The sequence below is a fragment of the Rhizobium grahamii genome (genome assembly GCF_009498215.1).
Taxonomy (GTDB): domain Bacteria; phylum Pseudomonadota; class Alphaproteobacteria; order Rhizobiales; family Rhizobiaceae; genus Rhizobium; species Rhizobium grahamii_A.
In genome coordinates this window covers 1,147,438-1,161,074 of sequence record NZ_CP043499.1, presented here as the reverse complement: position 1 = coordinate 1,161,074, position 13,637 = coordinate 1,147,438, and the positions used below count along the sequence as shown (strand labels likewise).

11 protein-coding genes and 1 pseudogene are annotated in these 13,637 nt (G+C 58.8%); 7 read left to right on the top strand and 5 right to left on the bottom strand.

Features of this window, described 5'->3' with window-relative positions; translation table 11 throughout:
• Window positions 1–889: 889 nt before the first annotated feature.
• Together FZ934_RS24225 and FZ934_RS24220 are read right to left on the bottom strand one after the other, a co-directional pair.
• A pseudogene (locus FZ934_RS24225) lies at window positions 890–1,887 on the bottom strand (ABC transporter permease).
• Between the two features lie 36 nt (window positions 1,888–1,923).
• A complete protein-coding gene (locus FZ934_RS24220) occupies window positions 1,924–2,748 on the bottom strand; it encodes an ATP-binding cassette domain-containing protein (protein ID WP_153273373.1) in 825 nt (274 codons plus the stop codon).
• Window positions 2,749–2,879: 131 nt separating this feature from the next.
• On the opposite strand from FZ934_RS24220, the gene FZ934_RS24215 reads away from it, so the two are divergent.
• The 3 genes from FZ934_RS24215 to FZ934_RS24205 all read left to right on the top strand — a co-directional run bounded on the left by FZ934_RS24215 (window position 2,880) and on the right by FZ934_RS24205 (window position 5,413).
• A complete protein-coding gene (locus FZ934_RS24215; protein ID WP_153273372.1) occupies window positions 2,880–3,860 on the top strand; it encodes an NAD-dependent epimerase/dehydratase family protein in 981 nt (326 codons plus the stop codon).
• Window positions 3,861–3,907: 47 nt separating this feature from the next.
• Complete coding sequence (locus tag FZ934_RS24210) at window positions 3,908–4,897, top strand: sugar-binding protein (RefSeq protein WP_153273371.1); 990 nt, start codon at window positions 3,908–3,910, stop codon at window positions 4,895–4,897.
• Window positions 4,898–5,179: 282 nt separating this feature from the next.
• Entirely contained in the window at window positions 5,180–5,413 is a 234-nt protein-coding gene (locus tag FZ934_RS24205; RefSeq protein ID WP_246737929.1) for a DUF930 domain-containing protein, read from the top strand.
• Between the two features lie 114 nt (window positions 5,414–5,527).
• On the opposite strand, the gene FZ934_RS24200 is transcribed toward FZ934_RS24205, so the two are convergent.
• The 3 genes from FZ934_RS24200 to FZ934_RS24190 all read right to left on the bottom strand — a co-directional run bounded on the left by FZ934_RS24200 (window position 5,528) and on the right by FZ934_RS24190 (window position 8,447).
• Complete coding sequence (locus tag FZ934_RS24200) at window positions 5,528–6,205, bottom strand: winged helix-turn-helix domain-containing protein (RefSeq protein WP_246737928.1); 678 nt, start codon at window positions 6,203–6,205, stop codon at window positions 5,528–5,530.
• Between the two features lie 545 nt (window positions 6,206–6,750).
• The gene (locus tag FZ934_RS24195; RefSeq protein WP_153273369.1) at window positions 6,751–7,374 is read right to left on the bottom strand and encodes a pyridoxamine 5'-phosphate oxidase family protein; all 624 of its coding nucleotides are present in this window, start codon (window positions 7,372–7,374) and stop codon (window positions 6,751–6,753) included.
• Window positions 7,375–7,472: 98 nt separating this feature from the next.
• On the bottom strand, window positions 7,473–8,447 hold the full coding sequence (locus FZ934_RS24190) for an alpha/beta fold hydrolase (RefSeq protein WP_153273368.1): 975 nt from the start codon (window positions 8,445–8,447) through the stop codon (window positions 7,473–7,475).
• Window positions 8,448–8,909: 462 nt separating this feature from the next.
• Between FZ934_RS24190 and FZ934_RS24185 the strand changes: the two genes are divergently transcribed.
• From FZ934_RS24185 to FZ934_RS24170, 4 genes are all read left to right on the top strand, one after another.
• Window positions 8,910–10,772: a PAS domain S-box protein gene (locus FZ934_RS24185; RefSeq protein WP_432443669.1), complete on the top strand. Its 1,863-nt coding sequence runs from the start codon at window positions 8,910–8,912 to the stop codon at window positions 10,770–10,772.
• Window positions 10,762–11,385, top strand: coding sequence for a response regulator transcription factor (locus FZ934_RS24180; RefSeq protein WP_153273366.1), 624 nt, complete (start codon window positions 10,762–10,764; stop codon window positions 11,383–11,385). Before FZ934_RS24185 ends, FZ934_RS24180 begins: the two co-directional genes overlap by 11 nt.
• 270 nt (window positions 11,386–11,655) lie before the next feature.
• Window positions 11,656–12,081, top strand: coding sequence for a pyridoxamine 5'-phosphate oxidase family protein (locus FZ934_RS24175; RefSeq protein WP_153273365.1), 426 nt, complete (start codon window positions 11,656–11,658; stop codon window positions 12,079–12,081).
• Window positions 12,082–12,745: 664 nt separating this feature from the next.
• Window positions 12,746–13,636, top strand: coding sequence for a helix-turn-helix transcriptional regulator (locus FZ934_RS24170; protein ID WP_210253399.1), 891 nt, complete (start codon window positions 12,746–12,748; stop codon window positions 13,634–13,636).
• Window position 13,637: the final 1 nt, after the last annotated feature.

The following is a 13,637-nucleotide window of genomic DNA, read 5'->3' as shown; positions in this document are numbered from 1 at the left end:
CATTTTCAAGCGTCAAGGAGGCAAGATGCCGTCGCGGTTATCTTGGAAGGCGTCGCCCGCGATGACCGCGTCGATGGCAGCCGTCCCACCGCGCCGATGTAGGTTCCTGATGTGGTCAGCACGCCGGCCCAAGGGTTGGTGGCGGCTACCACACTATCTGGATCGCGATGACCATGAGAAAAGCGACCAACACCAGCGAGGCTATCCATATAACAGTGCGATTGGCCTCAGCGAGTACCTGCGGCTTGGGGCCTCTCTTGGGGTTGAATTTATAGCGACGGTTCTGCGGTACGTTCGCATGCGATGATTTGTTTCCTGCTGCCATGGCTGCCGTTTCGTTCGAGATGGTGGATTTCGCAACGCTAATCTACGCTGTTTCACGTGCGCGTGAAGTCTTTCTCGTTGGCACACATTGGCGCGGGTTCCCGATCAAGGGCAACACGGCCAGCAAACACGAGAAGGTCCGCCAAGTGCCGTGGTCCACGGGCTACGCGAGATCGACATCGCTATTGGGCCTCTCATCGCCACGGGCCGACAAACAGAAGGCGAGGCCGCCGCCCTTAGATCCGATACGTGAGGCATCCGACGCTCGAAAGCAGCCACCGTTCAAAGTCCTCAAGGCCAAACGCACTAAAGTTATCCAACGGCCACATCGTCGTCGAGGTTCCCTTGCTCATTCCCATTCTCGTCAAGCCAGTCGCTGATCTCCCTCATGGCATGCTCCGCAATCGGAGAAGCGCAGCTATCAACCGCGTCCTTGACGATAACGTTAAACATGGCCGGAGGTCGCCTGTGCGGGCCTGGAGTATCTAGGTCAATTATTTCGCGGCGCGTCTTAGGCTGGGAGCTGACTTCTGGGGTGACCAACTGGCGGCCCCAGAGCCCGTTACTACTCGCTGCGTCCCAGGTTTCTCAAGCGGTCGAATAAAACGGCCAGAACAATCGCCGCACCGATGAAGGTGCCTTGCCAGAAGGCGTTAATGCCGAGGAGACCAAGGCTGTTTCGGATGACCTCGATCAAGGCGGCACCGACGATGGCCCGAAGGCGGTGCCGACGCCACCCGCCAGGTTGGCGCCACCGATGACGGCTGCGGCGATAACCTGAAGCTCCATGCCAGCCCCAATGTTCGTGGTCACGGCGCCAAGCCAGCCGGTCTGGATGATGCCGGCCACGCCCGCCGAAAGCGCCGAGACCATGTAAACCATGACTTTGATTTTCCGGACAGGGACGCCCGTCAGCGTCGCGGCGTGCTCGTTTCCACCGATGGCGAAGACGTAGCGTCCAAATCGCGTCCAGCGCAGCACAAAGCCGGTCAACAGTGCCAGCGCAGCCATATACAGTACCGGATTGGCGATGCCGAAAAGCCATGCTCCGCCGCCGAGCGCCAGCAGCTTGTCGTGATCCGGTCCAAACTGGAAGACAACGGTGTTGTTCGAGGCGACCATCGCGAGGCTGCGGGCAATGGACAGCATGCCGAGCGTGACAACGAAGGGCGGAAACCCGAGGTAGGCAATCAAAATACCGTTGAAAGCGCCCACGATCAGCGCTGTGCCGATCGATGCGGCAATGCCCGTTCCGATGCCGTATCCGGCATGCATGGTCACCGCCAGCACCATGCTGCAGAGGCAAAGCACCGAACCGACCGACAGGTCGATGCCTCCGGTGATGATGACAAGCGTCATGCCGAGAGCAATGATAGCGACGAAGGTGACGTTGCGGGTGATATTGTAAAGGTTGGTAGGGGTGGCGAAGGAACTGGTGGCGAATGACAGGAAGATGCAGGCGAGAATGACGGCGATGAGGACCCACAAGGTCTGGCTCGCAAAGACGGACGCGAACCAGCTGCGTTGCTTCTGCGCTATCGTCTGATCAAGGGTTATTGCCATGGTCGACCTTCGCTCACGTTTGGTACCGGGGTTGGATCACACCTGTTCGATAGCCCCTGTTATGAGGCCCGTGACTTCCTCCGGCGAACTCGCGGCGAGCAGCTTGTCGGCCACCTTGCGTCCGCGCCGCATGACGACCACGCGATCCGCAACCGAGAACACGTCAGGCATGCGGTGACTGATCAGGATGACGGCGATGCCGCGATCGCGCAGTTGACGGATAAGGGCCAGAACCTCGGCAACCTGACGCACGGAGATGGCGGCCGTCGGCTCGTCCATGAGGACGAGCTTTGCCTCGGCCAGCATGGTGCGGGCGATTGCGACAGCCTGCCGCTGACCGCCAGACATCTGTTTCACCAGATCGCGTGGTCGCGTTTCGGATTTCAGCTCCTTGAAGATCTCGCCCGCGCGCGTGTACATCGTCTTGTAGTCGAGAATGCGCAACGGGCCGAAACCGCGGCGGATCTCGCGGCCAAGGAAGACATTGGCGGCAGCCGAAAGATTGTTGCAGAGGGCCAGATCCTGATGGACGATCTCGATGCCCCGCTGCCGGGCGTCCACCGGCCGGTGCATAACGAGGTCTTCACCGTCGAGGCGCATCGTTCCGTGGCTTGGGCGGAAGTTCCCAGCGATCATCTTAACGAGCGTCGACTTGCCGGCGCCGTTGTCGCCCATCAGTCCGACGACCTCTCCCGGTTCAAGCGAAAACGAAACGTCATTGACCGCCTGTATGGCGCCGAAATGTTTAGAGATGTTGGCGAGCTCGAGAACTGCCACCAGGCGTCTAGCCTCCCAAAGCGGCGACCCACGTCGAGCCGCTATTTCGCTCGCCAGTTTCCTCCCCGCGAGCGCTTCCGACATTTACCCAGAACCGTGTGAAACCGTCAATCTGATGTCGCTAATTTAGTGTGCGTGCTGCAATTATTGGTTTTGTAGTACAATTTCGTTGACGCGCAAAAGTGTCTGTATATTAGCTGTTCGTGGAGGAGAGCATGCTGATCCTTGTCACGGGTGCAACGGGCAAGGTCGGGCAGCACTTCATTGGTAGGCTGCTCGACGATCCGCGATTTTCGAAGGCGCGCATTCGCGCGCTTTGTCATAATCGCTTGTGCCCAGAAACCGAGCGTGTCGAAGCCACACGCGGCTCGATCAGCGATCGCGAAGCGGTGACAAAGGCGCTTGCCGGCGTCACGCATGTCGTGCATCTCGCGACATGCAAGGAAATACCTCAAGATGTCATGGACGTCACCGTCAAGGGATTGTTCTGGCTTCTCGAAGGCTTCAGGACGAGCGCCACTGCGCGACAGTTCATTCTCATCGGCGGCGATGCGGGGGTCGGGCACTTTTTCTATCGTCATGAAGCGCCGATCACTGAGGCGACGCCTCACCAGGCATATCCAGGCTGCTATGCGCTGTCGAAGGTGCTGGAAGAGGTAATGCTGGAGCAGTTTCAGATTCAGTATGGCATCAATGGCTGCTGCCTGCGTGCACCCTGGATCATGGAGAAGGACGATTTCAGGTTCACCTTGTCATTCGGTAACGATGTCTTCGGCGGACCGGACTGGAAGACGCTCGTAACGGAGGCGGACGCGGCGCGCTATGCGCGGGATGAGACGATTCCCTTGTTGCGTGACGCCGACGATAGACCGCTCAAACGCAATTTCGTTCACGTCGACGACCTCGTTTCCGCGATCCTGGCCGCGCTCGACAATCCGCGGGCCGAGGGCCAGTTGTTCAACATCTGCATGGACCGCCCTGTCGACTACGGCGAGGTTGCCGCTTACCTGGCGCGCACACGCGGCCTGGCGTCGGTCGACATCCCTAGCCTGTTCCATTCGAATTGGATGGACAACAGCAAGGCGAAGTACCTGCTTGGATGGCGGCCCGTCTACGATCTGGAAATGCTAATCGACTCGGCCTGGGGGTATATGCGTTCGGAGGAGGATCCTCGCATCGTCTGGTATCCGGGTTGATCATGTGGCGGGCGATGGCGCCCGTCATTTTTCAATGGGAGGAAGCTATGAGGAAGGCATTATTGCTTACCGTCGCGGTGCTGGCGCTGGCGGCCGGACAAGCGCTGGCGGCCAAGAAACAGTTGGTTATCGTCGTGAAAGGTCTCGACAACCCGTTCTTCGAGGCGATCAACCAGGGTTGCCAGAAGTGGAACAAGGAGAACCCGGACTCCGAATTCGAGTGCTTCTACACGGGGCCGGCATCCACTTCCGATGAAGCCGGCGAAGCGCAAATCGTTCAGGACATGCTGGGCAAGGCGGAAACGGCGGCGATCGCCATTTCTCCCTCGAATGCCAAGCTGATCGCTCAGACGCTCAAGACGGCAAGCCCGAAGGTCCCTGTCATGACGCTCGACGCCGACCTTGCGGCAGAAGACTCGGCACTGCGCAAGACCTATCTCGGCACCGACAACTATCTGATGGGCGCGCGCATCGGCGAGTACATCAAGAAAGCGAAGCCGAAGGGCGGCAAGATATGCACGATCGAGGGCAACCCTGGCGCCGACAACATTTTGCGTCGTGCTCAAGGGATGCGTGACACACTGACCGGTCAGAAAGGCCTGACGGAGCTTAGAGGCGAGGGCGGGTGGACGGAAGTTGCCGGTTGCCCGGTCTTCACCAATGACGACGGCGCCAAGGGTGTTCAGGCGATGACTGACATTCTCGCGGCCAACAAGGATCTCGATGCTTTCGGCATTATGGGCGGTTGGCCGCTGTTTGGCGCGCCGCAGCCCTATCGCGATCTCTTCAAGCCGATGGCCGACAAGATCGCCAAGAACGAGTTCGTGATCGGTGCTGCCGACACGATCGGCGATGAAGTCGCGATCGCCAAAGAGGGGCTAGTGACTGCGCTTGTCGGTCAGCGGCCGTTCGAAATGGGCTACAAGGCGCCATCGGTGATGATGGATCTGATTGCGGGCAAGCCCGTCGAAGACCCCGTTTTCACCGGGCTCGACGAGTGCACGAAGGATACCGTCGACACCTGCATCCAGAAATAGTCGAGAGGGCGGGGACGGCGCACGAGAGTCCGCCGTTTCCAGTCCACTTGCTCGAATTCTAGGCGCTGAATACGAACGAACCAGTTGCCACTCATGTTCGTGCGCACGGGTGGCAACAGTTCTCGCGTTTCAGTCGAGACCAATCGTGAGCCACTTATCCTCGTAGCTGGTCGCCGACATCGCGACCTATCACTCGAGCGAGGCTAGGCGGAGCTAGACTCAAAAGAAGTGCGGCAGCTCAATCAACTCACCGCAGACGAACGACAGGGAAAGCGATGCGATATGGAAGCGATGGCGCAGATCGCATCGCGAGAGAAGCGGTTTAACCCCGACAAGATAATCGCCTACACCTTTCATGATCCGGTGGTGGAGCCCAATTTCATCAAGGCACCGGGAGCAGTGTTTCGAAGCAAGGGAGAGTGGTGTCGGCTCAAGTACCGTTGCTCGACCAGCGGCGGCGTGCTCGACGTGACAGCATTCGATTGCGTCATTGGCAGCAAGGTCGCCCCGTGCTGACTGGCGCAGGTACTACCTGTACGACTGATTAGAGCTCAGCGAAGGGCAACCTCAGAAGAGGACCTCCGATCTTCCTGTCTACCCTTTCAGACTATGGCGCGCTCTCGTCGCAGCTCAGGTTCCCCTTGCGCGGAACGAAGCGACGACGTGTTCCACCGTGCGAAGTCCTCGTTCGGGGACGAAAAGCGAGGCCAACGTCGCCATCGCGCGGCGATCCGTCAGGAAGATTGCCGGTCGCAGCCGGAATACCCGTTTCAGAAGATCACGCGCCTTGTCAGTCATGCCGGCAAGAGCGGCCTTCCTGGCAGCAATTCTGTAGTGTTCCGCCCGGGCGCGTGAAATCAGGCCAGGGGGAACTTCCCGCATGGAGGACTGAATGATGTCCAGTGCCGCGTCGATTTGCTTCACGAAGCGATCGACATCGAAGGACAGGCTCGACTTCCGCATTCTGTAGAATGTCAGTGGGGCGGAAGCGAGAATGTGCAGCCCGGAAATCGCTTCAGCAGAGGGACGACAGCCGAAACCTTCGCCGCCATAAACGCGTAGCGGCGAGACGAAACGGTAACCGCGGCCGCTGACGGTGGCGATACACGATACTCCTGATGTCGTCCGCGTAATGACACGGCGCAGGGCAGCAATGTTGACCTTGAGGTTGCTTTCATGAACGAAAGTGTCCGGCCAGGCGAACGTCATCAACTGTTCTTTGCTGACGACTTCTCCCGCGTGAATGAGAAGTATGTGCAACAGGTCGAGAGCTCGCGCTCCCGTCCGCACGGGAGAGTCGCCCAGCATCAGCAGTTGCTGTGCTGGGATGAACCGAAAATCGCCAAAACAATACGTCTTACCATCCAATCTACTGGACCGTTCCATGTCCGCCAGTGGCTCCGGTATTGGGTGTTTCGGCGCGTCCTGCTGCCTCCCTCGAGAACAACGCGGGCCGAGCTTTGCCACCTTCGACGTGCCGCGGAATTTTCCTCTCTTCATCCGTCGAGGGCACAAACCGCAAGCCTGTCGGCTTCACCTTTCTATCACCAATTTGGACTGTGCGCGATGTTCGGCCGGTCCCGGGTTTCGATCGGGATCGGCAGGCGATGTCGGGGCGCATCCAACCAAGAGCGCTTGGCGGAAAGGCGTCCGTATTCAGCGGTGGATAGCGGCGGACGACTTTGCTGCTCATCCACCAGTCGGCTGGCCGATAAAAGGCGTCGATGCTGTCGGCGTCCACGCGGTGATCCGTCGGATGTGTCATTTGTCGCCTCTCCCAGAGGCCAAGGTCGCCGAGTCCGTTGCCGATGCGAAGGAGAAAGGTGGAAGAGGTGGTCTTGTGTTGTCCATGTCTATTCTCCAATCGCTTCGAGGCGGCTGCGCAACGCCAGATTTTCGGCTTCCAGTTTGGCCAGGCGTTCACGCAATGGCGTGACCGCCTGCTCGACCTCGCGCTCGGTGTATCGCGGGGTGATATGCTGGGGGCAGTTCCAATCGAAGGCTTCCAGCCGGAGCCGGAAAATGCGCTCCGCCTTCGCCCGGTACCCGGCGTCGAAAACGAGACTGGTCAGCGCGGGGTCGATGTCGAGTGTCAGTTTCTCGACCCGCATGTAGATCTTGAGGCGCGCCCGCCGTGGGTAGTCGACCAGAAAGAGGCAGGCCCGGTCGTTCGCGGCGAAGTTTCCGGTGCTGATATATTGGCGGTTGCCCCGGTAGTCCGCGAATGCCAGCGTCTTGCTGTCGATCACCTTGAGGAAGCCCGGTGGCCCGCCGCGATGCTGCACGTAGGGCCAGCCGGTTTCCGAGACGGATGCGATATAAAAGCTGTCGCGCGCGGCGATGAAGGCAAGCTCGTTCTCGGTGAAGCTGTCCGACTCGCGATGATGGTCGCCTAACCAGATCTGATCGGCGCCCATCTCGGCCTGCGCCAGCCGCACATTCGGAGTGATTGCAACTTCCAAAAAATGATACGGCATGGGGATCTCCGGACTTCGAGCGCGTGCCCTTCTGGGCGACGGTGCGATCTTAGCTCGCGAAAGCATCGACCGCACCTTCAACCATGATGTCACTGCCGTCACTTGCTTGCGATGTTGCGATCCAGGAAGTCGTTGATAAGCGGTGCGGCGACGTCCAGTTTCTCCTCGAGCAGGAAATGACCGGAGTTCAGGATGTGGACCTCGGCATTCGGAAGGTCCCTGAGATAGGGATGAGCGCCGGCCTCAGGGAAGATGTAATCGTTCTTGCCCCAGATGATCAGCGTGGGTGGCTTACGCTCGCGAAAGAAATTCTGGAAGTCGGGATAGAGCGGCAGGTTCGTGCGGTAGTCGTACAGCATATCGAGCTGAATATCGCGGTTGCCCGGCCGGTCCAGCAGAGCCTGGTCGTGAACCCAATTGTCCGGGCTGATGCGCGACACGTCTTCCATGCCGTCGGTATATTGGAACTTCGTCGTTTCCAGCGTGACCAGACCATTGAGAGCCTCGCGACTCTTGGTCGATCCGTCGGACCAGTAGGTCTTGATCGGATCCCAGAACTCCTTCAGCCCTTCATCATAGGCATTGCCGTTTTGAATGATCAGTCCGCTGACCCGCTCGGGGTGTTTCAGCGCCAGGCGGTAGCCCACCGGCGCACCATAGTCCATCACGTACATCGCATAGCTTTTGACCGCCAGGTGATCCAACAATTTGTCGACGATATTGGTGGTCCCGGCAAACGTGTAAGCAAACTTCTCATGATCGGGAGCGGCGCTCTGACCGTAACCCGGGTAGTCCGGTGCGATGACATGGTAGCGATCCGCAAGCAGCGGGATCAGGTTGCGGAACATGTGTGAGGATGTCGGAAAACCGTGCAGAAGGAGAACGACCGGAGCGTCGGCGGGGCCGGCTTCCCGGTAGAAGATGTCGATACCTTCGATATTGGCGGTTCTGTAGTGCACCGGAACCGGGGCTTTGCGAGTGTCCGCCGTGGCTGTTGCGGGAGCAGCACTGACCGCTGTTGCGGTGGTCATGGTGGCGGTTGCCAGCATCAGGCATAAAATCAAACTACGCATAATGGTCTCCCATTTCAAAAGATGGAACGGACGGTTGCTTCAAATGTGAACGCCTGCTCATGCAAGCGGAGTTGCCATCGCCGCGACAAAAGCGGCCACCGCATCCTCCGGCGAGGGCAGTGCTGCCTCGTATCTCCGCGACCGCAGTGCGATCATTTTCGATGCACGTTCTTTCGGTATGAGCGGTAAAGGCCCTACGCCGATCGGGGTTTATCGAGTGGGTCGATGCCTAAGGTTTAGGTCGGATCATGACGGCTCTCAATTGCGATCTAGGTCCGAGGCAACTAGACCATGGCATTGTAGCCATAGACCTTCGTCTATCGATTAGTTCTTACGTAACTCACAGAAAACCCGTAAGAATTTCAATTAAGACATCGGCGGGCTGGGTGTCGCAAACTTTGCGCGGAGCGTCGTGTGGATAAAAGACTAGAAGCCGATCCTATTATCGATCTGATACCCGCGATGGTTTGGTCCGCGACATCGGATGGAATGCTGGATTTTGCGAACCAGCACTTCCTCGATTTTATCGGAGCACCACTACACACAATTTCCGGCGTGGGCTTTTACCAGATCTTCCATCCCGACGACACCGCGCGCCTCGCTTCGGAATGGCATGCCATAATGGCATCACGGCTCGCGCGAGAGGTTGTTGGCAGGATTCGGCGCGAGGATGGCCGATATCGCTGGTGCACGCTTCGACAGAAGCCTCGGCTCGATGCCGAAGGCAATGTCGAAAGGTGGTATGGCGTGGTTCTGGATATCGAGGACCGCAAGCAGGCCGAAGACGCCTTGCAGGCGACAAAGACGGCACTTGCCGCAAGTGAAGAAAACCTCAGCCTGATCATCAATTCCCTGCCGGTGCTCGTCTGGTCGGCCCGCCCGGACGGCAGTGCCGATTTCGTCAATCAAAGCTGGTTGGATTATGCCGGTCTCCCGGCTGAAAAGATCCTCGGATGGGGCTTTCTTGATCTCTATCACCCGGATGATGTTCCAGGCATGGTGGACATCTGGAAACGGGATCTCGCCCATTCCGACCATACGGTCCTGAAAGGGCGTATTCGCGGAGCGGACGGAAAATACCGGTGGTTTTACTTTTCGGGCCGCAAGCTGATCGATGCCAATGGCACGGAGCGCTGGTTTGGCGTCAACATCGACATCGACGACCTCCAATCGGCCGAAGACGCGCTGCGAGAAGGCGAGGCGGCCCTGCGGGAGAGCGAGCGGAGGCTCAATCTCATCGTCAACACGATACCGGCCATGGCCTGGTCCTGCACGCCCGATGGCGCCCTGGAATATTGGAACCAGAACCTCATCGATTTCGTCGGGCTGCCATTCGACGAGATCGTCGGGTTTGGCTTCTATCGAATGTTTCACCCGGATGACGTCGAGCTGATGAGGACTTCCTGGGAAGAGATATTGCGGTCGAAGCGCGGTCGTCCTGTCGATGCGCGTATCCGACGCGCCGACGGCCAATATCGTTGGTTCAATCTCCGGCAGAACCCGCTGATGGATCCCGATGGGAATGTCATCAGATGGTATGGCGTGGTCGTCGATATCGAGGATCGCAAACGGGCGGAAGAATCGTTGCGACAAAGCCAGAGCGAACTGGCTCATGTCACCCGATTGACAGCGGCGGGCGAACTCGCCGTGTCGATTGCCCATGAGGTCAACCAGCCGCTGATGGCGATTGTCACAAACGCTGGCACCTGCCTGCGCTGGCTGCAGCCCGGCAACACGGATCTGGAGCAGGCCCGGCTGGCGGCCGAAAGAATTGTAAAGGACGGTCATCGCGCAGGAGACATCGTGGCCAGTATCAAGGCGATGGCGCAAAAGCTCCCCGCAAAGATCGAGCGGACAGAGCTGAATTCCGCGGTGCGCGACGTTCTCGACCTGCTGAGAGGGGAGCTTCGAAAACGTGCGATCGAGGTCAATCTGGTCATGCCGGGTGTCCCTGTCGCCGTCCTTGGCGACCGGACGCAGATACAGCAGGTCGTGCTGAACCTTGTGATGAACAGCGCGGAGGCGATGACGGCTTCTTCAAGGGAGAGACGGATCGATATCCGCTGCGCTTTAGATGAGCCACGTCTTGCAACGGTCAGCGTGTCGGACACCGGCCGCGGCGTCCCCGCGGGCGAGGTGGATCGTGTGTTCGAAGCATTCTACAGCACGAAAACCGACGGTATCGGAATGGGGCTTTCTATATGTCGCTCAATCGTCGAGGCCCACGGCGGCCGGATCTGGATCTCGACCTCAGGCAGCGACGTCGGCAGCGCGTTCACGTTCATTTTGCCAACGGTGGAGGGCCGACCAGACTATGATCGATGATCGCAAAAGAGGACAGCCAACCGTCATTGTCATCGATGACGATCAAAGTGTGCGCGATGCTTTGAAGGGGCTGTTCGAATCCGTGGGACTGACTGCCGAGACCCATGGTTCCGTGAGCGAGTTTCTTGCCGCGGACGACCCCGATCGTGCAGGCTGTATCGTTCTCGACATTCGCCTGCCGGGCCAGAGCGGCCTGGAGTTCCAGGAGGCACTCGCGAAAAGTCGGCATCCGCGATCAGTGGTGCTGATCAGCGCCCATGTCGATGTGGCGATGGCGGTCCGCGCCATGAAAGCCGGTGCCATCGATGTCCTCACCAAACCGGTTCGCGAGCAGGACCTGCTGGAAGCGGTCAACCGTGCGCTGGCGAGTGATAACGCGCGGAGGGAAGAGGCAAATCAATCGGCTTCCCTGCGCCTGAGATACTCCAAACTCACCGAGCGTGAGCGGCAGATAATGGCAATGGTGGTAGCCGGCAAGCTGAACAAGCAAATCGCCGCCGAAGTTCAGCTCGCGGAGGCCACAGTGAAGCTTCATCGAGGTCACATGATGCGCAAGATGCGCGTTTCGTCCGTCGCTGATCTGGTCAAGATCGCTGCCATTCTCGATAACTAGGAGTATTGCGAAAGGAGTGTAAGGCCCGCCCTCTTCCAGGCCGCCGAGAACCGCCGTCCGGCAGGGGATGTGAACGGGCTCCAGAATAACGAACAGGCAAGGGGCCAGGGGCCACGCGCACGACGACGGCTTCCTTATAGAAGGCACGATCGGAGGTGATCGCACCATGATCGACGCCATCAATCCGTTCGCGTATTTTACCAGCACAGTCGTGGCTCCAGGCAGTGCCGTATTGGCCAATATCGAGAATGCCAACTGAGGGATGAGACCATGGACGATGATCATAAGAAACGCATGATCCTCGAATTCCTGAGGACGCACGCCTTGGCGGTCATCGCGACATGCCACCGCAACGGAACGCCCGAGGCTGCTACAATCGACTTCTCGGTGCGCGACGATCTTGAGGTCGTGTTCAGCACTTTCAAGGAGACGCGAAAGTTTGGCAATCTCGCGGAGCGCCCCGGCGTCGCCTTCGTAGTCGGATGGAACGACAACATCACGGTTCAATACGAGGGTGAGGCAACAAGAGTTCCTGCCGCGGATATCGAACAATACCAGGAAGCTTATCTCAACAGCCTTCCGGCCGCGAAGGAGTTCATCGAGAGAGAAGCTGTGATGTTCAAAGCGAAGCCGCGATGGATTCGATATTCCGATTTCAACAAAGAGCCGCCCGAGCTTATCGAAATTCAGTTCTGACAGAAGCACCGGCTTCGGGTCGCCGTTCGAGGATGTCGGCTGAGCGTGATACCCGCCATAAGGACAAAATGACCCGGAGGATCGCGCAGGCTCGGCAAACCCGATCATCACGACAAATGTCGGCGCTCCCAAAGCGGGCCCGACCTCGGCTTGACGATGACCAGCCACGCTCGTGGTCTGTTTTCAGACCCGCATTTCGCCGATGAGTTCACGCGGGAGAGTTTCGATTGCGACGTTTTGTGTCGCATTTAAGGCGGTTGGTGCAAGTTGGGGTGGTATATGAGTATTGACTCATACGGCTACCCGCCGAAGTCGAATATCGGACCATGTCAGTTCTTACCGACGAGTAGTCCGCAGCATGCCAGACGAAATCAATACTTGAAGCGCGCCAGTACAGTGGCGGCCGATGGATTCAGGCATATCGAGGCGTGGTATGAACGAGAGTTCGATTATCGACGAAATCTATGAAGCTTGTACCAGAGACCGAGACTGGTTTTCTCTTGGGAGAGAACTGTTTGATTACTTTGGCGCCGATGCAGGTACGTTGCGCTTTAAATGCGCCCACGGACGATCGGAGAATGTCTTTCAACCCTGCGACGCAAGCGCGGACCCCTATACCAACTATTATCTTCGCATTGACCCAATCCGGTCCGCGATCGCGGGCATGCGCCCTAATCTGAGCAAGGGAGAGTCGGTCGTATCGGTGGACGAAGTCGTAGACGACCGCCAGTACCGACGGTCTGAATTCTATCAGGACTTCGCCAGATGCAATGGGCGCGAGCATATGATGATCGGACTGGTCGGCGATAACGACCACACGATCATGAGCTTTTTCCGGGAGGACAGGCCATTCCGCTTCGAAGAACGGGCCGCGCTTGCCAATCTCATGCCGCATATCAGGCGCGGACTTCGGCTGCGCGAGAAGACGTTCCAGGAAGAGCAGGCGTCTCGCCTTGTCTACGCGGCCTTCGAGGCGCTTCCCGGCAATATCCTGGTAGTTGATGCCGACTGCAACGTTCTCTTCGCCAATGGAACGGCCACCGAAACGCTTTCCCGCAAGGGATTGCCGATCTCGCTGTCGACCTTGGCGGCGGGAGGACGGACCCGCCTGCTACTTGACAGGCGCGAAGGGGCAAGACTTCGAGAAATCGTTCAGGAAACATCGCTCGGCGGCGGCGGCGGAGCTGTTCGTTTCGAATACGACGCGCCCCAAAGTGACCGCGCCGGGCAGCTTGCGGTCATCGCGTCGCCACTGTTGGCCGGAGCAACCGAGGTCGCGGGAGCCGCCCCTGTTCTCCTGCTGGTGAACGAGTTGACGCAACCGAGGGCCGCTTCTCCTTCCATTTTCAGCGATCTCTTCGGTCTCAGCGCGGCGGAAGGGGCCGTCGCGGCGGCACTTCTTGGCGGACAGACGGCTGAGGCAGTCGCAAAGGATCGCTCGGTGTCGCTAGACACAGTACGCACGCAGATCCGGACGGTGCTCCGGAAAACGGATGCCGCCAATCTGCGCGACTTCGAACGCATGGGCGCCGTGCTGGGAGCATTCGCCCGCTAGG